Below are 23220 nucleotides of genomic sequence, written 5' to 3'. Positions count from 1 at the left end.
GGCAATTATGGCCGGTAAACTACATAATTAGCACCAACCTTTAGCGCGGTACGCCCCGGTCCCACCGCTGTGCTCCGGCGGGCGGATCGGTTTTGTACCAGATGAAAGCCAACAACCCACCCGCCAGGGCGCCGCCCAGGTGAGCGAAGTGAGCGATCGGATCCCAACTGAATTGCATGACGCCCAGGAAAAGGTCGACTGCCAGCAGAATGGGGACGAAGAACTTCGCGCGAATAGGAATCGGCAGGAAGATCAGCATCAGCGGAAAACTGGGGTAAAGGATCGCGAAGGCGGCCACCACACCGTACAGGGCTCCCGAAGCACCGACCATCGGGACATTAGTCTTGAATTCGATGTACTCCTGCATCATGATCACGGCATCCTGGCGAACACGGTCCGGATCGTCGCTGTTCAGCGTCAGTTCGGTTTTGATATCCCCGACGACTTGGCTGACGGGGGTGCCGTCATCCATAGTCAGACTTTTGGTATCCACGGATGAGAAGAAATCGTTGAATGCAGACAGGGTAGGGTTGCTCCGGAAATTATCCACGATGGCCTCCATGGAATGGATTTCGTACCAGGTCCAACCGAAGTGCAGCGCCACGGCGCCCGCGGCCGCAACGAGGTAGAGAATGAGGAAGCGTTGGCCACCGTAGCGCCGCTCCAGCAGCGGTCCGAACATGACCAGTCCGAACATATTGAAGAAAATATGGGTGAGCCCGCCGTGAACGAAGAAGTGGGAAACCAACTGGATGGGGTGGAAGGCCTCGCTCGTCGGATAATGAAGGGCCAGGTACGACGACATCCCCGCCGTGGGTATGCCCAGGTAGGGCAGCAGGTTCAGCAAGGCGAAAACCACCACGTTTATAATGAGGAGGTTCTTCACCAAAGGAGTCATCGGCGGCATGCGCAGGAAGATTTGTTAACTAATGCTTGGGAGGCCCCCAGGGTTCCCGCTCGCCTGCTTGCTCATCCCGCAAACATTCTTTCCACCTCGTCCAGGGTGTACTTGATGAAACACTTTTTACCGTTGGGAGCCACGCGCGGCTGTTCGCAGGCAAACAGCCGGTCGATCAGCGATCGCATCTCCGTTTCTTCCAGCCCCGTACCCCGTTTGATGGCGGCGGCTCGGGCCAGGGTGCGGGCCAGCCGGTCGTGGCCGTCACTGCTCAGGTCGACATTTGTTTTATACTGCTGCAGGAGGCGCTCGAGCAGGTCCAGCTCGTTGTTCCGCCCGGCCAGCTCGGCGGGGATGCCGCGGACGATAAAGCTGCCACCACCGAAAGCTTCCAGGTCGAAGCCCAGTTGATTTAGCTGCGGCAGGAGGGACTGCATCAGATCGGCGTCCGCGTGCGCCAGATCCAGTGTCTGGGGGAAAAGCGAGGTCTGAGAGGTGGCGGGTTTGTCGCGGAGCGTTTGCAGGAAGCCCTCGTAGAGAATGCGTTCGTGGGCCGCCTGTTGATCGATCAACAGCCAGCCACTTTTGATGGCGCTTACGATGTAGCGGTGGTGCAACTGGAACGGAGCTCTGCCGTGGGGGGAGGGGGCATCGGTATCCTCCTCCTGTCCGAGGCGACTCTGTAGTACCTCTCCGGTATCCGTATCGACCTCCACCTCCAGGTTTTCGTAGAGTTGTTCCCACTGCCGAAGGTTGTTGGCGTGACGCTTCGCTTCGCTGGGTGGAGTAGGGGAGCCCGAGCGCGGCGTTTCCCGGTTCATCTTGCTGGGCAGAGGCTGCTCGGAGTCGGACTGGGACATAGTGGGCGAATAACTGGTCCGGGAGGGCGAGAAGGGGTTGTCCGATTCGAAGTCGATGGTCGGCATGATGCTGGCCCGGCCGAGGCCATGGCGGATGGTAGCTTTGAGGTAGTTATAGATCAGCCGTTCGTCCTCAAATTTGATCTCCTGCTTGGTGGGATGCACATTTACGTCGATACGCGCGGGGTCGATCTCCAGGAAGATGACGTAGAACGGATAGCTTTCCTTGCTGAGCAGCTCATCGTAGGCCATAGTCACCGCGTGGTGCAGGTAGCTGCTGCGGATGTAGCGGTCATTGATGAAGAAGAACTGGCCGACCTTGCTCTTGCGCGCGGCCTCCGGTTTGCCTACGTAACCGCCAATGCTGAGCACGTCGGTGGCCTCTTCGATGGGAACCAGCAGGTCGCGGTATTTCTTGCCGAAAATGGCGATGACCCGTTGCCGGAGATTGCCGGAGACGAGGGATAGGTCCAGCTTGTCGTTAACGTGCAGGTCGAAACGCACACTGGGGTGGGCCAGCGCAATGCGGATATACTCTTCCCGGATGTGGCGCAGCTCGACGGAGTCGCTTTTCAGAAAGTTCCGGCGGGCGGGGACATTGTAAAAGAGGTTGCGTACCGCGATACTCGTACCCGGTGGAGCGGCGACCGGTTCCTGGGCCTGTACCTCGCTACCCTCGACAGCGATGCGGGTGCCCAGGTCGTCGGTAGCGCGCCGGGTCTTCATTTCCACCTGCGCGATCGCTACGATACTGGCTAATGCCTCGCCGCGGAAGCCCATCGTATGGAGTGAAAAAAGGTCGGCGGCCGTGCGAAGCTTACTGGTGGCGTGGCGCTCCAACGACATGCGCGCGTCCGTCTCGGACATACCACAGCCGTTATCGATCACCTGGATCAGGTTCTTACCCGCGTCCTTTATAATGAGGTTGATCTCGTCGGCCCCGGCATCCACGGCATTCTCAACCAGTTCCTTAACCACGCTGGCGGGTCGCTGGATGACCTCTCCGGCGGCAATCTGGTTGGCTATGGCATCAGGAAGAAGTTGGACGAGATTGTCCGACATAAACTAGGGCAGGTTTCAATGGCCAAAGTACTAACTATTAACCGAGGAGTTGCTCTAGTTCCGGGAAATAAAGGACGTATACGACGTAACTTAATACGACCAGGGTAACGAGTATGATCACCAAGCTGTAATTGGAACGGCGCACGCGCTCGTTGCGGTAGCGTCCGGCGGCCTCGCCCCCGGCGCCTTTCCGGAAACCGCCCCGCAGCCTTTCCTTCATGCCATCCACACCCCCCTGTTGCAGCATTTCGATCCGCTGCCGGCGTTCTTCGGCTTCCTCCTTCTTAGGATCCCAGTAGCGGGGCTTATAGGAGAACTGCTGATTGCGGGGTGGCTTGAAGAGGCGGAGAAAGGCCATGATTCGGTGTTTGTGTCGGGGAAAGTAACAAATACGGTAAGGAAAGGATGCATTCGCCCGGTCTTTTGGCCGACCGCCCGCGGGATGCGCGCTCCTCCGACGGGTAGCGGTGCAACCGTCACCCGTCGGGCCACTACCCGTCCGACTGCTTTTCTCACCAGCGGGTATTGCATCTTAACGATACGTAACGTATACTTACGTTAAATAACTAATCATGCAAAAACTGACTCGCGCTCAGGAGGATTTGATGCACCATGTCTGGCAGCTGGGCGAATGCACCGTCGGCGATCTGCGGCAGAGCATTCTGGAGCAAAGCGGGAAGCTTCCCGCCCACAGTACCGTATCCACCCTTATCCTGGCATTGGACGAGCGGGGCTTCGTCAGCCACCGGGAGTACGGCCGCACCTTTGTTTACACGCCGAAGATCAGCCGCGAGGAATATGGACGCCAGCGACTGGGTCGCCTGGTCAAGAGCTTCTTCGGCGGCTCCGGCTCGGCGGCGGTGAGCTACCTGGTCAAGGACGAGAACCTTAGCCTGGACGAGCTCAACGCCCTGGTCCGTCAATTGGAGGAAGAATGAGCACCGACCTTACCCGACTGCTACTGGAGGCCACCCTCGTATGGTCCGTACTGCTGGTGTTTTACTGGCTGGCTTTGCGCAAGAACGGCAACTGGCGACTCCACCGCCACTTACTCCTCTCCTTCCTGGCGGCCGGGGCCTGCCTGCCCCTCCTCCCAAAGGTGCAGACGGAACTGAAGGTCCCTTTGGAAGGCCTTACCGAGAGCGCCGTGGCTTACGTCGCTTCGCAGTTTTCCGGCCCGGAGCCCGCCACGCCTGCAGCCGTGTCCTGGACCGAACTACTGCTGATTGTTTGGTCGGCCGGCACGCTGACGGCCCTAGCGCTACTAGCCTACCGGACCTGCCGCCACTTTCGCACGGGGGAGGATACGGACACGAAGTACGCGGGCTATCCCGTAGTCCATTCCCCGCAGATACCCAGTCCCTACGCCGCATTCGGGCGCATCTATCTGCCTGAAGGCCTGGCGCCGGAGCTGGAATACGCCGCACTGCTGCACGAAGCCGCCCACCTGCGGCACGGACACTTCGCCGAAAAGCTACTGGCCCAGCTGACGGTAGCCGCACTTTGGTTTCATCCACTGCCGTGGATCTACGCCAGACGGCTGAGCGTCGTCCATGAATACGAGGCCGACGCGGAGGTCACCGAAAAGCTCCCGACTGCCGACTACGGAAAGCTATTACTGCGGGCCACGATGCAGAGCCCCTTCGGACCCGGACTTTTCACTTCTCCCCTCCAAAATAGAATTGCCATGTTACAATCCAGATTACCCGCCGCGTCACTCGGCGGAAAGCATCTCACCCTGCTTGCTTTACTAGGAATGGCCCTGGTGTTGACTTGCAGCATTAGCCGTGTAATTTCGGAGGGAGGCACGTCGAAGGAAACGGTCCCCGCAATGGCCAGCAGCGATTCTACTTGGCAGGACCAGTTCCTCGCGGCGGTCTACTATCCGGAAGAAGCCTTTCAGGATGCGGTGTATGACGAAATGGCCCGCATTACCGTCGACATCCGGATTCTAGCTAATGGGAAGGTCTCCCGTATCACCCTGAACCAGGTAGACTTGGATCAGCAACGGCCGGAGTTTCCTACCCTGACGGTCGTGGGCGATCAAGCACCGGTCAAGGATTTGCTCATTCGGGTACACAATGCGCCGAAGCACTTCAGGCGCGCGGTCGAGCAGGCCATACAGGAGGTGAGCAACTTTCCGATTGCCGAACAGGACGGTAAGCCGGTCGCGTCCGAGCTAAGTTTCGACGTCTTCTTTTTCCCCCAGAAAGGCGCCTAGCATGACCTTTAATATCCTTCAGTACCTCCTCGAAGCCACCCTGGTCTGGGCCGCGCTGCTCGTATTCTACCTCTTTGTTTTCCGTCGTACCACCGACTGGCGCACCCGGCGCGGATTTCTGCTGGCGGCGGTACTGGCGGGCGTGGTCATACCGCTGCTGCCGTCCTTTCCGGTGGGCAGTTCGGCCGGGGTGACGCAGTTGCCCGCCCACGTGCTGGCGTATATCGTACCCGCCGGTGGAGTGGACTCCAATGGCGGTACGTCAGCCGGTGCTGCCTTGTCCTGGTCCGATTTCGGCCTGACGGTATATCTGGCCGGGCTGGTCGGCGGCATTGGGCTCACCGTTTACCGATTAGCCGTTCACCTGCGCCCCGCCGCGAAAACCGAAGAACGATTCCGGGGGTACCGCGTCGTGCGCCGTGTCATGGTCCGCTCTCCCTATGCGGCCTTCGGGCGCATTTACCTGCCCGCTGATATCGATCCGGAATTGGAAAGGACCGCGCTGCTCCACGAAGCGGCCCACCTGCGGGCCGGCCACCACTGGGAGCGGTTGCTGCTGACCATCGCTACGGTAATCCTATGGTTTCACCCCCTGGTCTGGCTCTATTCCCGGCTGCTCGGCGAAGTCCACGAGTACGAAGCGGATGCCGCGGTGCTGCGGGAAGTGCCCCCCAAAACTTACGGGCGTCAGCTGCTGCTGGCCACCCAGTCGTCGACCCTCGTGCCGGCACTATTTTCTTCACCCCTTAAAAAGCGTATTGCCATGTTAACCCAGCAAACCAACCGCCGGCTGCGTGCCGCCCACTGGTCCGTTCTCTTTCTACTGTTAGGCTCTTTAGTCGTCGCCTGTACCGCCGAGGACCTGGGGGCCGACATGATACCCGCGCCGGAAGCGCGCGTCTTTACCCTGCCGGATTTGCAAAATGATGAGACCGCTCCGGTCCCCGAAAATATGGAGTACCCCACTTTCCTGCACGGCTTTTACGCGCAAATACGCTACCCGGACGTGGAGCGCAATATGGGACAGGTCGGGACCATAGCGACGGAAGTGCGTCTTTCCGCGGAGGGCGAAATTGTAGATATAACTTCGGAAATTATTGGGGGAACCAAAGCGGCCGGCCCCGAAAGCTTTGTCGTCGTGGGGTATACCGAAAATTCGCAAAGACCTGATTTCGATCCGGTGATCACCATTCCCGAATATGGACTTGATGAGGAAGTGGAGCGTGCGGTTCGGTCCATCGGCAAATTTAGGCCGGCGACTAAAGATGGACTACCGGTACCCGCTCTGCTGAAGTTCGAGGTGCAGTTTTCGCTGGAATATTAATGCTTTTCGCGGCGGAGCGCAGGTAGAAGCCTTTTCGTAAAACGGTGGGCTGTCCCACTCCCGACAGCCAAAATCAGTAAGCGGTCTGATCAATCGGCAGGGGATGCGGGTTGATAGCCTACCGAAATATAACTGGACACTATGACACGCTTTTTTCGATCCCCGCAGCTGATGCGGAAACTGACTTATGCCCTACTCCTGGCGATCTTCACCCTGCCCCTCGCCGCCCAGCAGGCCAAACCCGCGCTACGGGGTGCCGCCGATGGCGACTCTCCGCAGAAACACTTGGTTAAGACCGTCTACGGTACGGTCATCTATCCGCCGGCGGCACTGGAGTCGCGGCGTACCGGCCCTTACCTGCTGAAAATCTACGTCAATGAGGACGGTTCCGACTTCAAAGCCATGCCCCTCACGAATCAGGTAAGCGTCGCCGACCCGATGAATCTGACCGTCGTCGCTCCCGACAAAACACAGGGTGCCCCGGTCAGTGGACAGATGAAGGTGGCGGGCGATCGCGCCCTCCTCGAGGAGACCGAACGCATGGGCCGCTACCTTGTCAGCAAGGGATTCGACCGCGCCGACGGCGCAGCCACCGATTCCATTGAGCTCGTGCTGTACTACCAGCTGGAAGAGTAACACCATCCAACCGTCCCCCGCGACGTATCGTTCTAATAGCCCGTTGCCCGCAGCGGGCTATTTTTGTGTCCGTTGCCCTAATTGATACCCCATGCTGCTGCTTTTATCTCTTCTGCTGCTGTTTGCTCCGCCCGTCCACGACTACCACGTCAGTAAAACGAATGTCCGCTACGTTGCCGATCGCAACCAGCTGCAAATCGAAATGCAGGTCTTCGTCGACGACATCGAGGAAGCGATGGAAGAGGCCGGGGCACCCCGGCTCCGACTCGGCACCCCCAAGGAGCACGCCGAGGCCGAACGTTTCCTGACTGCCTACCTCGATAAGCACTTCCGGATCGACTGGAACGGGGAACGCCTGCCCGTGGAGATGATCGGCTACGAACTGGAGGACGATATGCACGGCCTATGGATTTACCTGGCGGCCAACGACGTCGCCGATCCGGAAGGCATCACGGTGGAGAATAGTGTGTTGACCGAGTACTACGCCGACCAGAAGAATATCGTTAAGCTCTATGACGGCGAACGCCGGGTAGCGACGATGCTGATGGACCGCAACAAGCCCTCTTCCGCCGAAACCTTCTGAGCTGCATGAATGAAATCCTCCGTCCCCACGCCGAAGACGCCTACGCCGACGAACTTACCGCCCTGGAAAAGGTGGACGAGGGCGTACGACCCGACGGCTGGCGCCTGAGCCCGACGGTGGTCGTCCGCTACATTATGGGCGATACGCTCGACGATGGCACGGAAATTACCCCCAAATACTTCGGCGACCGCCGCCTCATCGAGGTAGCCGTAGCCAGTTTGGTCACGGACCGTGCCCTTCTCCTGGTGGGTGTCCCCGGTACGGCCAAGACATGGGTCAGCGAGCATTTAACAGCCGCCATCAGCGGAGATTCCACCCTGCTGGTCCAGGGAACGGCCGGCATGAGCGAGGATGCCCTCCGCTACGGCTGGAACTACGCCCGCCTGCTGGCCGAGGGGCCGAGTGAGGAAGCCCTGGTGCCAAGTCCGGTGATGATGGGCATGCGGGAGGGAAAGCTGGTCCGCATCGAGGAGCTGACCCGGGTACCGAGTGACGTGCAGGATGCCCTGATCACCGTCTTATCCGAAAAGATCCTCCCGATCCCCGAACTGAACCGGGAGACCCAGGCCCGCCGCGGCTTCAACGTCATCGCTACGGCCAACGACCGCGACCGCGGCGTCAACGAACTGTCCAGCGCCCTGCGTCGCCGCTTCAACACGGTCGTGATGCCCCTGCCCGCCACCCTGGAGGAAGAGGTGCGTATTGTCACCGACCGGAGCCGCGCCGCCGCCGAGCGGATGCAACTTCCCCCGGTCAAGCAGGATGCGGCAACGGAGATCACTCGCTTGGTCACCATTTTCCGCGAGCTGCGCAACGGCCGCACCGAGGACGGGCGTACGCAACTAAAATCCCCGAGTTCGACGCTGTCCACCGCGGAAGCGATTTCCGTCGTCAATCAGAGCCGGGCGCTCAGTCATCACTTCGGCAACGGCGATATCGAAACCGAGCACCTGGCGGCCAGTCTGTCGGGCGCGGTCGTCAAGGATCCCGAGCAGGACGGCGCCGTGTGGCGGGAGTACGTGGACGTGGTGGTGCGGAACCGGAAGGGGTGGGAAGGGTTGTTTGAGTCGCTGCGCTCGTCTTAGAGGTTCGCTGCGCTCATGTTTAGAGGACTTACTTCGTTCGTCGGTAGAGACTCGCTGCGCTCGCGTTTAGAGGACTTACTTCGTTCGTCGGTAGAGACTCGCTGCGCTCGCGTTTAGAGGACTTACTTCGTTCGTCGGTAGAGACTTGCTGCGCTCACGTTTGGAGGACTCACTTCGTTCGTCGGTAGAGACTCGCTGCGCTTGCGGTAGAGGGCATTCTCGCATTGCTCGACTGCCATTGGGGGACTCGCATTGCTCGTCGGTAGAGCTCGCTGCGGTCGCGGTAGAGGGCCTTGTTGCTTTGTTTGACTGCCGGTAGAGGACTCGCATTGCTCGTCGGTAGAGCTCCCTGCGGTCGCGGTAATGGGGGGGAAGGGGCTTGAACGAATTGTTCCGGGGGAGGTTACGTACTTTTGATTCCCCAAAAAATGAAGGGCCTGCTTACGGGTGGCACTGGCTGTGGCCTGCGTCTACCGCGAGCGAAGCGAGTCTCTCCGGCCGCAGGCCTCTACCGGGCCGTAGGCCCTCTAATAAGGGCGAGAGCCCGTCTACTATGCGAGTAACCGAGCATTTTGAAAAGGCCGACGGCCAGACCTTGATCAGTTTTGAAGTCCTTCCGCCGCTGAAGGGGGGAAGCATGCAGGCCATCTTCGATACGCTGGATCCGCTGATGGAATTCAAGCCGCCCTTCATTGACGTGACCTATCACCGGGAGGAGTACGTGTATAAAAAGCGTGCGAGTGGCTACTACGAAAAGACCGCCATTCGCAAGCGGCCGGGCACCGTGGGGATCTGCGCGGCCATCATGCACCGCTACGGGGTGGATGCCGTGCCGCACCTGCTCTGCGGCGGCTTTACCAAGCAGGATACCGAGAATGCCCTGATCGACCTGGCCTTTCTCGACGTGCAAAACGTGCTGGCCCTGCGGGGCGACGCGCGGAAGTTCGAGGGGCGCTTCGTACCCGAGGACGACGGCCACAATTATGCCTGTGAGTTGGTAGGGCAGATCGTGGAAATGAACGAGGGTAAGTATCTGGACGAACTCATCAAAGGCGAACACGCGAGCAAGACCGACTTCTGCATCGGCGTGGCGGGCTACCCGGAAAAACACTTCGAAGCTGCTAACCTGGATCACGATCTACGCTACGTGAAGCAAAAAGTCGACGCGGGCGCTCACTACATCGTCACCCAGATGTTCTTCGACAACCAGAAGTACTTCGACTACGTCGACGCCTGCCGGAAGGTGGGCATCAACGTCCCCATTGTACCGGGACTGAAGCCGGTGACCAAGCTGTACCAGCTGAATTCGCTGCCGCGCCTGTTCCACGTCGACCTGCCGGACGAGTTGGTCAGCGAAGTCTCCAAAGCAAAGAACGCCGAGGCCCGGACCCAGGCCGGTATCGAATGGTGCGCCGCTCAGAGCAAAGAACTGAAGGAACGGGGCGTCCCGTGTCTGCACTATTACACGATGGGGGACAGCTCTACCATTCAGGCTATTGCGGAACAGGTGGCGTAGCGCGCAGCAACCGGTAAAAACCTGATCTTCATCAGGATCTGGCTTCTTTGTAAACCGCAAGCAAAAAAAATGGCCCGCCGACGATTCGTCGACGGGCCATTATCGTAGCGCGAGGGTGACTCGAACACCCGACCTCAGGATTATGAATCCTGCGCTCTAACCGGCTGAGCTACCGCGCCATTATCCTTCGCCGCTGGGTCAGTTAACCCCATGGTTTCCGGAAGCGGCTGCAAAGATAAAGCGTCCGTTTAACTCTACCAAACAGTGGGCCCCTGAAGATATTTTCGGAAGGATGCGGCTTGCCGCACTGATTCACTATCAGACGATTGGCTGAGGCAGGGCTGACTACCTGGATAGATATTACCAGAAACGAGGGGCAAGGGATCGCGGGTAGGCTGCGTATTTCGTGGATCGAACTCACCCATCCACGGGCAGTGCCGGACTATACGGGTTTGAGAAAGATGCGGCGAATATTGCTGACCGAATCCGCAAACTCCGGCAAATCCTTGATCCGGTTCCACTCCGGGTGACTACCGAATTTCCCCCAGTTGACATCGCGTTCCTCCATATCGGCGAACTGCAGGAGGTAGACCAGCGCAGGCCGGTAGGGGCCGGCGATCATATCTCCGTAGAAAACGGCATCCAGATCGGTATCCTTGAATATGTCCACTTCGAACTCGTTGAACATGCGGATCTTGCGCCGCGTGGCATCTTCCGAGTACCCTTCGTAGATACGTAGCTCGAATACGCCGGCCTCCGGGTCCGTAGCGACCGACTGCGGCATGCCGTCGAAGGCATTCATCAGCCAGGAGGAGTACCGCGCATAGATGGGCTGTCCGGCACCTACTGCATCGTAAGATTCCGACGCGGTTTTAAATTCTTGGTCATCTCCGAGCGATTGCGCGGCGAGGTAGGCGGCGGCATCCCGGTAAGCAATCATGGCGTGCAACTTGACGGGGTTGCTATCGCCGTATTCCGTAAACAGCGCAAACTGAGTAGCACCTTTGCGGCGGAGCGCAGGTTGAAGCGTATCCAGTAGATGACTGCGTAAGAGACCCTGATTCCCTCCCCAGGCCATCTCGTATACCCGCCATTCGATGATTTCCTTTTCCGCCACTTGGTTTGGACGTGGGGTGGCGGCCAGTTGACTTCCCGCTACGGCCATGGCTCCCGCGGCTCCCGCCCGAATGAATTTTCTACGCTGCATGTTCGATCTTTTCGGAAAGATAGAACTTCTGTACGGCTAGAGGACTGTATAGGTTAGTGGACGTAGGTGACGGGTTGCAGCTGGACATACCTTCATGCTGACGGCCTTGACTGATTTACCACCGCGATCTCCCATTATAAAACGCGTAACCTGCTTTCTACACCCCTAATTACTGCCCCTTACTCCCTACCCCCTGCCTATGCAACACCCCGATTGGTCCCAAAATGCCGTCCTCTACCAAATCAATACCCGTCAGTTTACCCCGGAGGGGACATTTGTCGCCGCCGCCGGGGAACTTCCCCGCCTGAAGGACCTCGGCGTGGATATCCTGTGGCTCATGCCGATCCATCCCATCGGAGAGAAGAATCGGAAGGGGGAGCTGGGAAGCCCGTATTCGATCAAGGATTACTACGGCGTAAATCCGGAATTCGGTGACCTGGACGATCTGAAAGATTTCGTCCGGCAGGCCCACGAGCAGGGGATGTACGTCATCCTCGACTGGGTAGCTAATCACACGGCTTGGGACAACGTCCTGGTCGATGAGCACCCCGATTGGTACGCCCGCGACTACAAGGGCGATTTCCGACCTACGCCCTGGTGGGACTGGTCGGACATCATCGACCTCGACTACTGGCAAGAGGGTACCCGCAACTACATGCTCGACGTTATGGAATGGTGGGTACGCGAATGCGACATCGACGGCTACCGCTGCGACGTGGCCGGGTATGTGCCAACGGTCTTCTGGGAGGCCGTGCGCGAACGACTCGACGCGATCAAACCGGTCTTTATGCTTGCCGAATGGGAGGCACGGGACCTGCACCGCGGTGCCTTCGATGCCACCTACGCGTGGAGCTGGCACGAAACCCTTCACCGCATCACCCACGGCAAGGATGGGGTAGGGGCCTTGTTCGTCTACTACTCCTGGAACGAGCGCGCCTGGCCGGCGGACGCCATGCGGCTCACCTTCACCGACAATCACGACAAAAACGCCTGGGAGGGTACCATGTACGAAATGCTCGGTGATGGCTTAGAGGCTTGCATCGCACTTTCATTCATCGGAGAAGGCATCCCCCTCATTTACAACGGTCAGGAAGCCGGACTGGACAAACGGCTGGCCTTCTTCCGCAAAGACCCGATCGAGTGGAAAGAGCACGAGTTTGCCGGTCTCTTCCGTAAACTCATCACCCTCAGAAAAGAACACACGGCCCTGGCCAATGCACCCCACGGTGCCACGATGATCCGGGTACCGAATAACTACGAATCCGAAGTCCTCAGCTTCGTTCGTCAGGACGACAACGGCAAAATCTTCGCCATTTTCAATTTTTGCGGTGAAACGCGGGAAGTGCGCTTTTCGGAAACGCTCTATCCGGGCACCTACCGCGACGGCCTGACCGGAGCCGAGCAGGAGATCTCGGAGGGGGAGGAGGTCGCACTACAGCCCTGGGCGTGGCGGGTTTTTGTAGCTAAGGAATAGGATATAGGTAATAGGTAATAGGGTATAGGCCCGCAGCCGACAGCCTATACCCTATGACCTATATCCTATGACCTATATCCTACACCCTAACCCTGAAGACTATCCAAAGTCCGCACGTCCTCATCTTCGAGTTCGATGGCTGCAGCCTGGGTGTTCTCTTTCAGGTGACTGACCGAGCTGGTGCCGGGGATGGGAAGGATATTATCGCTGTGGGCAAGGAGCCATGCGAGGGCTATCTGGTAGACGCTGCTGTCGTACTTCTTGGCGATGCGCTGCAGATCCTTATTTTCCAGGGCGCCGGCGTCGAGGGGGTACCAGGGAATGAAGGCGATGTTGTTTTCGCGCGTCCACGTCACCTCGTCCTCCCACTGCCGGTCGGTGAGGCTGTACTTATTCTGTACACTGACGACCTCGAAGTGTTGCTGCGCTTGTTTGATCTGCTCTACGTTGACCTCCGACAGGCCCAGGTGGCGGATATATCCTTGTTGCTGGAGCTCGGCCAGTTTGCCAAGAAATTCGTCGGTGGGCACCTTTTCGTCGAAACGGTGCAGTTGGTAGAGATCGATACGTTCGAGCTTTAGGCGCTTCAAACTTCCCTTCAGGGCCGCTTCGAGGTGCTCGGGGCGACCGTTCACGGGCCATTCGTTCGGGCCGGTCCGCTCTAGTCCGCCTTTCGTGGCGACCAAGAGACCGTCGGGATAGGGATGGAGGGCTTTGGCAATCAGTTCCTCGGATACATTCGGGCCGTAACTATCGGCGGTATCGATGAAGTTGATACCCACATCCTGCGTTGCCTTCAGTACCCGGATGGCTTCGTCGCGATCCTTTGGTGGGCCCCAGATGCCATCTCCGGTAATCCGCATGGCGCCGTAGCCGAGGCGGTGAATCGTGATATCGTCTCCGATCGTATAGGTGCCGGATTTTTCGGCAATATTAGCTGTCGTGGTAGGCATAACTTAATGATTTAATGTACCTACATAAGGCCGTTAACGGTCAAGATTGTTCACAAACAGCGCGCCAGCATGACGGATGAGGAGATCGACGCGGACATATTATCCCGTACCAGAGAACGGGGCGGCAGCAAAACGGTTTGCCCATCGGAGGTTGCACGGAGCTTAGCGCCGCAGGATTGGCGTCCGCTGATGGACTCCGTCAGACAGCGCGCAAGAACACTGGCATTGGCCGGGCGGATCGATATTACGCAGTCCGGCGAGGTTATCGACCCATCCGCGGAGTGGAAAGGGCCGATACGACTCCGGCACCGTGAAGTTGACTAAGACTCCTCTGCGTGCAGGGTAGACAGAAAGGCGACCAGGTCGCGAATCTCCCGGCGGTCCAGGCGCTCCTCCATGGAGGGCATGCTCGAGGGGACGGTTTCTTCCTCCGAGATGTCGCTGCGCTGCAGGGTCTGTATATCCTCCTTACCGATTTTCAGCGTAATCTCATCCGGGGTACGCTTCATGACGGTGCCGGCGGTTACGGTACCGTCGTTCATGGTCACCAGGATCGTTTCGTAGCCAGGAGCCAGACGGGCGCTCGGGCGGATGAGTGCCTCTAGTAATTGCCGCTGATCCAGTCGGTCGGCGATGCCTTCCAGGCCCGGGCCTACATTGGCGCCGTATTCGAAGATGGCGTGGCACCGGACGCACTGGGCGGATTCGTTGCGGTAGAACAGATTACGGCCGCGGCCCGCGTTGCCCCCCTCCAGGGCGAAGGCGTACAGACCGAGGGTGCTATCTACGGTTCCGGCATAGTCGGTCAGGATAGCGTTGAGTTGGGGATTGCCGTGCTGCTCGACGGCCTCGGCCAGGTCGAGTTTCACTTCGGTCGGAATGTTATCGGCCTCGAGACGGTCCAGCAGGCGGCCGAATAGTTCGTCGGCGGATTCTCCTTCGATCTGGGATAGGCCCAGCAAGGCGGCTTGCTGCTCTACGACGGTTCCCCGTTCCAGTACTTTGTCGTACAGCAGGACAGAACGGTCCCCGGATATACCGGAGCTGGGAAGAATCTCCAGGGCGCGGGCCCTTACGTTTCCATCCCGGTCTGCCAGGGCGGTTTCCAGGTTTTGGTCCAGGTCGGGGGCACCCAAATCGTTTAGCGCATTTAGGGCGGCGGTGCGGACCAAGGTAGACCGGTCGCGCGACAGCAACTCCGTAAGCTGGGGAATAGTTTCCTGGAGGTTCAGCTTGCCGGCCGCTTCGATGGCCGCCGTACGAACCGCTTCGTCACCCCGGCTCATCAGTTCCGCGATCTTCGGAGCGAGGGCGGCAGCGGCCACGGTGGAGTCCTGCTCGAACTCTCCGCGGTAGCGTCCGTCCACGCGATCGAATACGCTGGGATGGGCCCAGACGGACAGTGCTGAAATTGCTTCCGCGCGTAGTTCCGCCGGGGCATTACCGTTGCCGGCATAGGCCACGAGGCGCTCGACGCTCTCCTGGGCGCCTACCCGAACGTTCGCATTGATCGCCCGGCGGAGCAGTGCCTCGGAGGTAAAGCGGGGATCATCCAGCGTGGCCGCAAGGGCGGGCAGCGCATCCGGGATGCTGTAGTCGTCGTTGATACCGCGGGCGGCCTCGGCCACGATGTATTCGTCTTCATCCTGCAAGAATTGGGCAATCTCGGGAGACTCCATCCGACGCAAGGCCACGACGGCAGCGGTGCGCAGGGCCCGCGACGGACTGTCCTTCAGGGCAACCAGCGGGTCCGACTGCCCGATCCGCCCCAGGGCGATCATGCCAACCATGCGTAGGTAGATATCCTGATCGTCGTTGCGTTCCAGCATGTCCAGGATGGGCTGTACCGCATCCTGATTATCCGTGCGTCCGAGCGCTTCGGTCGCCATAAATACGACGCGCGGTTCCTCGCGGTCGAGCAAATCGATCAGCTGATCGCCGGCGCCATCCATTCGGACGTCGCCGATCATGCGTGCCGACTGAGCTACGATCTCGGGGTCGCTGTCACCGAGCAAGGAGGCAAGTTCGTCTGCCAGGTCGATATCCACGCGGGCCATTTGTCCGATGCCCCAAATCCCGTGAATGCGGGCCAGTTGGTTCTCACCGCTGCGGGCGGTACGCAGCAGGGCCTGGTAGCCTTCCTCACCCCGGGTGACCAGTTCAAATTGGGCGTTTTTTCGGACGCGCTGATCCTGGTGGGCCAGCAACAGCTCAAGGCTGTCGGTACCCAACTCATCCATTCGAAGGTTAAGGAGTCGTTTTACTTCCCGGCGGATAGGCTGATCGGCTCCGCCCGGAACGTCAAGCTTCCAGATCCGGCCTTCCTGTTTAGGATTCCATCCGTTAATCCAGTCGGAGAAGTAGAGTGCCCCGTCAGGTCCGAAGTCGAGTCCGGTGGGAAGCAGGCCGGAAACGACCTGTTTGGTCGACCCGAGTTTGAATCCCGCCCCCTCCGGCTCCAGGGTGAAGGCGTGCACGGGCGAGTTAGCGGGGTTGCCACGGAATTCGGCTACGAAAAAGTGCTGGTAGTACTCCGGTCCCAATGCGGTGCCGGGGTTGTAAACGAAGCCCGTCGGGCCGTTCACGTAATTCTGGATCGGTGGCAGGAAGTAGGCGGCCTGTCCCTCCCAGCGGGGTTCGTACATCCGCTCTTCCATCCATACCTTATAGTCGTTATTGGTCGGGTCGGTATACTTTCCGAACTGCCAGTTGATGCGCCAGCCGGAGTCCGATCCGTCGATGAGGTAGACCAGACGCTCACTTTCACCGCTGTGGTCGCCGTCGTTATCTTCGGTGATCAGGTTGCCCAGGTCGTCGAAGACAAACTCGTGGGTGTTGCGCAACCCGTGGGCGAAAACCTCGAAATTTTTACCGTCCGGATCGCAGCGGACAATGGTCCCCTCGTTGGGGTATTTGTGTTCCTTACCGTCTTTGTCGATGACGTTCATGCCGACGTCGCCGCCGCCCCACCAGATACGGCCCTGCGGACCTACGGTCACGCCCGACATGCCATGGCCGCCGAATCCGATGTGGACGATCCAGCCGTGGCTGATGGATTCTTTCTCATCGGCAATACCGTCATCGTCGGTGTCGGCGGTCTTCCACAGATCGGGGCCGACGGAGATGTACACCTCGCCGTTGTGGTACTCCACGCCATTGGTCACGTCGGTCACTTCCTCGTTGAAGTCCTCGATGTACAGCTTAGCGTGATCGGCCACCCCGTTGCCGCTACGGTCTTCCACGAACCATACCTCGTCCTTCTCTACGGTCAGGTCGCGCCAGTCGCGCACCCCGTCCTCGTTCAGGTCTTTGAGGTGGCGTTCGGACTGATCGCTATCGGCTTCAAAGGTTTTCCGGAGAAATTCCCGCCGGTCTTCCACCGTCTCGAAGGAGATGGAGGCGGTCATCCAGTCGCGATGTCCCCGGATATCGAATTCGGAGCTGATGGGCCGGTTCGCGCTGGTGTAGAAGATGCGTCCGTCGGGGGCCACGCTGATGGCTACGGGGTCGGCGACGAGGGTATCGCTGGCCCACAGCGTGAGTTCAAAGTCCTCTACGACTTCGACGTTGGTTTCCGTCCGGATTTTGCTAGCCAGGTCGGCGGCCGCCGCCGGTTCGAGATCGATATCCCGCTCGGGGTAAATCGGGCCCGTGGTTTCGGGTTGCTGGGCACAGTAGACCAGCGTCAAAAGGACGAAAAGTAAGGGAAGAAAGCGTTGCATGATGACTGATTGACGTCGGATAAATATACATCAATCAGGTTCACTAAAATGATTTAGTCCTGCGCTCCGCCGCAATAACCATTTTCCCTACTCGTTCCAGGTGCAGCTTCCGGCAAACGTACGGTTAGTACGGATCGGCTGGTAAATACGCAGGGACCTTCGCCAGTATTTCGGTATAACGCTAGGGCAGAGCAACCAACCCGTCCAAGCCGCAGCCCCCCGGAAAGCACGATTACTCCACCGCCGAGCGCCGACTGGCGTAAGCGATGTCGGCCGTCCCTTTCTTTTCCAAACGGGCATCGACGTAGCGGGTAAGCATGTAGGAGCCGATCAGGCTGACGGCCACCCCCTCCATCAGGATGAAGACGCCGGCGGTGAGGGGCGTGAGGGCGGTACCGATCGGTGTGTCGGCCTGTAACCTGGCCATCAGGTCGGGAGCGCTGAAGAGGAACAAGGCCGTGAAAATGGAGAACAGGACGGTACCCACGGCACCTATGTACAGGCCCTGGGCGACACCGCTAACGTAATTCTGGTGGGTTTCAGGCTGCGTCAAGCGCAATTGCTTGATCCCGTAATAGAGGATCACCATATGCAGCACACCGTTGACCACCCGCAACTCGTAGTTCTCCGCCAGACCCAGCACGTAGCTGAGGAGAAAGATGGCTACTAACCCACCGAAGAAATAAAGGCCGAACTTGATTGCTATGGTTTTCATGTTTGATGTTTAAACAAACTTCAAACTGCATCTTTCGTTTTTGGTTCACGGAAAAGGCCTTTTAGAAGCATTATTACGGTGGTTTATCTCTCTGAAAATCAAAGGGATAAATCAGGTCGCCTCCTGCCGTTCACGCCAGGCATGGCGGAGTCGGTCCTATCGCTGTAGAACGTTGTCGGACAGACGTGGTCATATCTATCGATTCAAATCGGATTTATCGGTATTCGCGAGCAATCGGCCGGATCGTAAGGATCCATTTCGGCCCACCGGCCTATTCCTTCTTCGCGTCTTCCGTAGCATCCAGCAGGTCTTGGGTCGCTTTCTTAAGCTCCTCCACCGTTCCTTCGGGCGCCTCGGTCTCCTCGGATTTCTTCCGGCTCCGGCGGGTTTTCTTCTTCTCCGTTTGATCGTCGGCCGAGCGTTCCCGGGCTACGGCCTCCGCTTCGGCGGCATCCTCGGCGCTGCTTTCGGCGGCCGGCTCGGCGGGGAAGGGTTCCTTGGTGAATACCAGGGCATCGTCACCTAAATCGGTATAGATCGTATCGCCGGCGATGAACTTGCCCGCAATCAGATCTTTGGAAAGCTCGTCGGCCAGGTCCGCCTGCAACACCCGCTTCATGGGGCGGGCACCGTACTGCGGATCGTAGCCGCGCTTGGCCAACCAGCCCAGGGCACGGTCGCTGATCTTGATGATCATGCCCTGGCGCGCAAGCATCTTCTCGGTTCTATGCAGCAACAGCCGTGCGATGTGCTTGATTTCCTTGCGGGTCAGCGGCGTAAACATGATGCGCTCGTCGATCCGATTGAGGAACTCCGGCCGGAGATTTTCCTGTAAAGTTTCGAAAACTTCCTCCTTGGTGGTCTGGATGATCTCCTGCCGGTGGCGCTCGTCTACGTTAGCCAGGTCCTCGAAGTTTTCCAGGATCGTATCGGACCCCATATTCGAGGTCATGATGATGATGGTATTCTTGAAGTTGGCCACCCGTCCACGGTTGTCGGTGAGCCGGCCGTCGTCCAGCACTTGCAAGAGGATATTGAAGGTGTCCGGGTGGGCCTTTTCGATCTCGTCAAGCAGGACGATGGAGTAGGGGCGCTGACGTACGGCTTCGGTGAGTTGTCCGCCCTCGTCGTATCCGACGTAGCCCGGAGGCGCCCCCACGAGCCGGCTGACGGTATGGCGTTCCTGGTATTCGCTCATGTCGATGCGGGTGATGGCCCGCTCGTCGTTGAAAAGTACTTCGGCCAGGGCCTTGGCGAGCTCGGTTTTACCCACTCCCGTCGGGCCGAGGAAGATGAAACTGCCGATGGGTCGGTTCTCGTCCTGCAGTCCGGCCCGGCTGCGCCGAACGGCATCCGAAACGGCGTGGACGGCTTCTTCCTGTCCGATCAACCGCTTGTGCAGTTCGTCTTCGAGTTTGAGGAGTTTGTCCCGTTCGCTCTGCAGCATGCGCTGGACGGGGATCCCCGTCCAGCGGGCCACCACCTCGGCGATGTCGTTGGCCGTGACTTCCTCGTTGGTGAAGCGGTTCTCGTCGGGCAGGTTTTCGAGCTCCTTATCTGCCGTAGCCAGTTGCTTTTTCAGGTCCTGCAGCTGACCGTACCGAATCTTGGCCACCGTTTCGAAGTCGCTGTTACGCTCGGCTTTTTCGGCCTCGTGCTCCAGCTCCTCGATGGTCTTTTTAATGTTCTGGCTGGCGTCGACCAGTTCCTTTTCGTTGCGCCAGCGGGCCCGGAGGCTGTCGCGCTTCTCGCGGGCGTTGGCGATCTGCTCCTCGATGAGTTGCAGTTTGGGCGCGCTGCCCTCGCGCTTGATGGCTTCCCGCTCGATCTCCAATTGACGGACGCGGCGTTCCCACTCGTCGATCTCTTCGGGTACGCTGTCCAGCTCCAGCCGCAGGCGGGCGGCGCTCTCGTCGATAAGGTCGATGGCCTTATCGGGCAGAAAGCGGTCGCTGATGTAGCGGTTGCTCAGTTCGGCGGCGGCTACCAGCGCCTCGTCCAGGATCTCGATCTTATGGTACACTTCGTAGCGTTCTTGTAATCCTCGGAGGATCGAAATGGTGTCCTCCACGGTGGGCTCCTCGATGCGCACCGTCTGAAAGCGGCGGACGAGGGCCTTATCTTTCTCGAAGTACTTCTGGTATTCGTCCAGCGTAGTGGCACCGATGGTGCGCAGATCGCCCCGGGCGAGGGCGGGTTTAAGGATGTTGGCGGCGTCCATGGCCCCGTTGCCGCCACCCGCGCCGATGAGGGTATGGATCTCGTCTACGAAGAGGATGTAGCGGCCGTTGCTGCTGGTGACCTCTTTGATCACCCCTTTCAGGCGTTCCTCGAAGTCACCCTTGTACTTGGCGCCCGCCAGCATACCGGCGATGTCCAGCACGAAAATCTTTTTCTCCCGCAGGCTTTCCGGAACGTCGCCCTTGACGATCCGCCAGGCGATGCCCTCCACGATGGCCGTCTTGCCCACGCCGGGCTCGCCGATGAGGAGCGGGTTGTTTTTCTTGCGCCGACTCAAAATTTGCAGCAGGCGGCGAATCTCTTCGTCGCGACCTACGATGGGGTCCAGCTTGCCGTTTTCCGCCCGATCGTTGAGGTTCACCGTGAATTTGTCCAGCAGGTTGTACGTATCGTCGCTGGACGGATCGGTGACGGTCTTGCCCTTACGCAGTTCCTGGATGGCCGTGCGAATGCCTTCGTTGCTGGCGCCGAGGTCCTTCAGGATGCGGGCCCCCTTATCGCTGGCTCCCTGGATGATGCCGAGCATCATCAGTTCGATGCTGATGTACTGATCGCCGAAGTCGGTGAGCATTTTCTTGGCCCGGCTGAGGGCGCGGTTCGCGTCACCGGTGAGGTACTGTTTATTCTGCCCCTTCACGCGGGGATAGTCCTGCAATACCTGCTTGAGTTCCCGCCGCACTTCGGGCAGGCCGACCCCCACTTTCTTAAAAATGAAGTCGGCGACACTTTCGTCAACCGTGATGATGCCCGCCAGGAGGTGGGGGGTATCCACCTGCTGCTGGTCCATCTCCTTTGCGATCTTCTGGGCCTGGATGATGGCTTCCTGCGCCTTGGTGGTAAAATTCTCGTAGGTCATATCCCTATTATAAGCTATTCAAAACGTAAGGTAAAGTAAACCCGGACGGGGGCAATCGGATCAGGGGTCCCTTCCCCGGAGTCCGGTTTTACGACCTGCCACGTGGAAGACTCGACGAGCGCATTGCCCACGTAGTCCATAGTGGCCTTATCGGGTTGCCCGCGGAAGCGAAAGTCACTGAGGCTGCCGTCCGGATGGACCAAAAAGCTGACCCTCACCTTTCCGGGGGGCAGCCCGTCGGGCCGGTCGGCTTCTATCCGGTTGCGGAGTTGTCGATACCCATCTTCGGGCCGCGCCTCGGGGCGTGTGGTCAGGTCGTCATCGAGGGGCACGTTGACCACCGATGCCGTTTCCATCCACAGTTCCGAGCGGGCCCTACGGGTCACTTCGTTCAGGCTGATCTGCAGCAGGGCGGAAGTATCGAATACTTCCACGGTTTCTTCTTCGTAGTCGGGATGAATCACCTCGATCTGGTTGAGCGTCACGTCGGCCGGGAGGCTGAAATTCCCCAGGCTGTCCGTCGTCGTGCCGAGCGGTAACCCGAGCCGGCGTACCTCCGCGTTGGCAATGGGCTCCCCGTCGGCATCGGTGACCCGGCCGCTAACGGTTTGGGGAGCCGGCGCTGCGGCGACCCGGGATCTTACCGCCCGATTGCCCAGTGGGCGGGGCGGCGGCAGCACCGGGGCGGTAGTCGCGCGGCGCGCTTGCGGGGCGGGCGCGCCCTCGGCTGCGGATTCCTGCACGTCTTCCATATCATCCATGAGGACCTCTTCCTCCACTACCTCCTCTTTGGCGGCCGGTTCCGGCTCGCTTTCGGGCGTTACCTTTCGGCTTGCCGTTACCGCTTCATCCGCTTCCGCGGCAGGTGATGGCGGCGGGGGCGCAGGTAACGTGCTTTTCGGGGTGGGGGAGGGTGCCGGAGATTCCCGTTCCATGGCCACGGGGGCATCCGGTTCCCCGAAGTACCGCGGCAACACCAGGATGGCAATACCCAACAACACCAGAATCGAGGCGGCGGCGGCGTAGCGCGAAAAGAGGGACCGCCGGCTGGCGGAGGGCTTGACGCGACCGTTCATGGACCGTACATGGGCGGCGTGGTCTTCGGCGGGGTATTCCTCTAGTCCGGCCAGCGCTTCTCGTAACTCGGGATCGGTCCGGGCACGCCGCTCCAGTTCCGCTTCCTCCGGCGCGGTGATGGCCCCGCTGATCCAGCGGTGCAACAACTCTTGGTCACGGTATTCATTCGGGAGCACGGTCGTTGTTCTTAAGGCCGTCGAGGCAGATTTTTAGATTTCGACGGCCGTTCTGTAAATGGGAACGCACCTGACCCACGCTTAGATGTAAGGCTTCGGCGATCGTCTGGTAGCTCGCTCCCTCCTCCAGGTAAAAGCGTCGGATGCACTGCCTTTGTTTCTCCTTGAGTTCTTTCAGGCAGTGGTAGAGCGGGCGGGTATCCTCCACTTCCGGCTGTCCCAAAAACCGTAGATGCTCTTCCAGTCCGGATTGCATAAACACCGGCTCACTCAACTGCAGCGGATCCCGCTTCTCCCGCCGCAGCTGCATCAGGCAGTGGTTGCGCACCACCGTCTGCAACCAGGAGCGGAAGTTAGTCACCTCGTGGCGGGGGAGCTTTTCCAGCAGCACGGTAAAGATCTCCGCGCCGGCATCCTCGGCGCGCTGCGGCGTGCCCAGGTAGCGGAGGCACCAGGCGTAGATGAGTTCGGCGTAGCGGTGGTAGAGGGGGTAGAGGTCCCGGGACTTCCGGCTCATGCGGAAGCGGTCGACTAAAGATTGGTCGCTATCGGACGGGGACATAAAGCAAAGGTACCAAAGCCAGAATGTCAGGTTCTGCGGAACGGTAAGAAGC

General features: G+C 59.3%; 19 protein-coding genes and 1 tRNA gene. 9 read left to right on the top strand and 11 right to left on the bottom strand.

Annotation, left to right across the window (positions count from 1 at the left end; genetic code table 11):
• Positions 1 to 40 precede the first annotated feature (40 nt).
• The 3 genes from DRW39_RS09820 to DRW39_RS09810 form a co-directional block, all read right to left on the bottom strand.
• Positions 41 to 907: a rhomboid family intramembrane serine protease gene (locus DRW39_RS09820; protein ID WP_116106866.1), complete on the bottom strand. Its 867-nt coding sequence runs from the start codon at positions 905 to 907 to the stop codon at positions 41 to 43.
• A gap of 62 nt (positions 908 to 969) precedes the next feature.
• A complete protein-coding gene (gene mutL, locus DRW39_RS09815; RefSeq protein ID WP_116106865.1) occupies positions 970 to 2820 on the bottom strand; it encodes a DNA mismatch repair endonuclease MutL in 1851 nt (616 codons plus the stop codon).
• A 37-nt stretch (positions 2821 to 2857) separates the two neighbouring features.
• Entirely contained in the window at positions 2858 to 3178 is a 321-nt protein-coding gene (locus DRW39_RS09810; RefSeq protein ID WP_116106864.1) for a hypothetical protein, read from the bottom strand.
• 214 nt (positions 3179 to 3392) lie between these two features.
• On the opposite strand from DRW39_RS09810, the gene DRW39_RS09805 reads away from it, so the two are divergent.
• From DRW39_RS09805 to metF, 7 genes are all read left to right on the top strand, one after another.
• Positions 3393 to 3758: a BlaI/MecI/CopY family transcriptional regulator gene (locus tag DRW39_RS09805; protein WP_116106863.1), complete on the top strand. Its 366-nt coding sequence runs from the start codon at positions 3393 to 3395 to the stop codon at positions 3756 to 3758.
• Positions 3755 to 5041 (top strand): M56 family metallopeptidase, encoded by a 1287-nt coding sequence (locus tag DRW39_RS09800; RefSeq protein WP_116106862.1) that lies wholly within the window; start codon positions 3755 to 3757, stop codon positions 5039 to 5041. The genes DRW39_RS09805 and DRW39_RS09800 overlap by 4 nt, the downstream gene beginning before the upstream one ends.
• Before the next feature lies 1 nt (position 5042).
• Positions 5043 to 6365: a M56 family metallopeptidase gene (locus DRW39_RS09795; RefSeq protein ID WP_116106861.1), complete on the top strand. Its 1323-nt coding sequence runs from the start codon at positions 5043 to 5045 to the stop codon at positions 6363 to 6365.
• A gap of 141 nt (positions 6366 to 6506) precedes the next feature.
• Positions 6507 to 7001: a hypothetical protein gene (locus tag DRW39_RS09790; protein ID WP_116106860.1), complete on the top strand. Its 495-nt coding sequence runs from the start codon at positions 6507 to 6509 to the stop codon at positions 6999 to 7001.
• A 91-nt stretch (positions 7002 to 7092) separates the two neighbouring features.
• Entirely contained in the window at positions 7093 to 7584 is a 492-nt protein-coding gene (locus tag DRW39_RS09785) for a DUF6702 family protein (RefSeq protein WP_116106859.1), read from the top strand.
• A gap of 5 nt (positions 7585 to 7589) precedes the next feature.
• Complete coding sequence (locus tag DRW39_RS09780) at positions 7590 to 8669, top strand: ATP-binding protein (protein ID WP_116106858.1); 1080 nt, start codon at positions 7590 to 7592, stop codon at positions 8667 to 8669.
• A gap of 553 nt (positions 8670 to 9222) precedes the next feature.
• Entirely contained in the window at positions 9223 to 10185 is a 963-nt protein-coding gene (gene metF / locus DRW39_RS09775; RefSeq protein WP_116106857.1) for a methylenetetrahydrofolate reductase [NAD(P)H], read from the top strand.
• Positions 10186 to 10290: 105 nt separating this feature from the next.
• Here metF and DRW39_RS09770 read toward each other — a convergent pair.
• Together DRW39_RS09770 and DRW39_RS09765 are read right to left on the bottom strand one after the other, a co-directional pair.
• Positions 10291 to 10364 (bottom strand) — tRNA-Met (locus DRW39_RS09770).
• A 263-nt stretch (positions 10365 to 10627) separates the two neighbouring features.
• Positions 10628 to 11392, bottom strand: a complete 765-nt coding sequence (locus tag DRW39_RS09765; protein WP_116106856.1) for an NIPSNAP family protein — start codon at positions 11390 to 11392, stop codon at positions 10628 to 10630.
• 199 nt (positions 11393 to 11591) lie between these two features.
• Here DRW39_RS09765 and DRW39_RS09760 point away from each other — a divergent pair, with 199 nt between their 5' ends.
• Positions 11592 to 12866: an alpha-amylase family glycosyl hydrolase gene (locus DRW39_RS09760; RefSeq protein WP_116106855.1), complete on the top strand. Its 1275-nt coding sequence runs from the start codon at positions 11592 to 11594 to the stop codon at positions 12864 to 12866.
• A gap of 86 nt (positions 12867 to 12952) precedes the next feature.
• On the opposite strand, the gene DRW39_RS09755 is transcribed toward DRW39_RS09760, so the two are convergent.
• Positions 12953 to 13819 (bottom strand): aldo/keto reductase, encoded by an 867-nt coding sequence (locus tag DRW39_RS09755; protein ID WP_116106854.1) that lies wholly within the window; start codon positions 13817 to 13819, stop codon positions 12953 to 12955.
• Between the two features lie 69 nt (positions 13820 to 13888).
• Between DRW39_RS09755 and DRW39_RS22890 the strand changes: the two genes are divergently transcribed.
• The gene (locus DRW39_RS22890) at positions 13889 to 14143 is read left to right on the top strand and encodes a DUF3253 domain-containing protein (protein ID WP_116106853.1); all 255 of its coding nucleotides are present in this window, start codon (positions 13889 to 13891) and stop codon (positions 14141 to 14143) included.
• Here the strand turns inward: DRW39_RS22890 and DRW39_RS09745 are convergent.
• From DRW39_RS09745 to DRW39_RS09725, 5 genes are all read right to left on the bottom strand, one after another.
• Positions 14140 to 17541 (bottom strand): HEAT repeat domain-containing protein, encoded by a 3402-nt coding sequence (locus DRW39_RS09745; RefSeq protein ID WP_116106852.1) that lies wholly within the window; start codon positions 17539 to 17541, stop codon positions 14140 to 14142. The genes DRW39_RS22890 and DRW39_RS09745 overlap by 4 nt on opposite strands.
• 232 nt (positions 17542 to 17773) lie before the next feature.
• Positions 17774 to 18256, bottom strand: a complete 483-nt coding sequence (locus DRW39_RS09740) for a DUF4199 domain-containing protein (RefSeq protein ID WP_116106851.1) — start codon at positions 18254 to 18256, stop codon at positions 17774 to 17776.
• Positions 18257 to 18527: 271 nt separating this feature from the next.
• Positions 18528 to 21353, bottom strand: coding sequence for an ATP-dependent chaperone ClpB (gene clpB / locus DRW39_RS09735; RefSeq protein WP_116106850.1), 2826 nt, complete (start codon positions 21351 to 21353; stop codon positions 18528 to 18530).
• A gap of 14 nt (positions 21354 to 21367) precedes the next feature.
• On the bottom strand, positions 21368 to 22606 hold the full coding sequence (locus DRW39_RS09730) for a carboxypeptidase-like regulatory domain-containing protein (RefSeq protein WP_116106849.1): 1239 nt from the start codon (positions 22604 to 22606) through the stop codon (positions 21368 to 21370).
• Positions 22593 to 23168 carry an RNA polymerase sigma factor gene (locus tag DRW39_RS09725; RefSeq protein WP_116106848.1) on the bottom strand — a complete coding sequence of 192 codons (576 nt, stop codon included), beginning with the start codon at positions 23166 to 23168 and terminating at the stop codon, positions 22593 to 22595. Before DRW39_RS09725 ends, DRW39_RS09730 begins: the two co-directional genes overlap by 14 nt.
• Between the last annotated feature and the right edge of the window lie 52 nt (positions 23169 to 23220).

It is taken from the genome of Lewinella sp. IMCC34191 (genome assembly GCF_003390935.1).
GTDB lineage: Bacteria > Bacteroidota > Bacteroidia > Chitinophagales > Saprospiraceae > Neolewinella.
The sequence above is the reverse complement of the archived record's forward strand: the minus strand, read 5'-3'. Positions and strand labels throughout refer to the sequence as shown.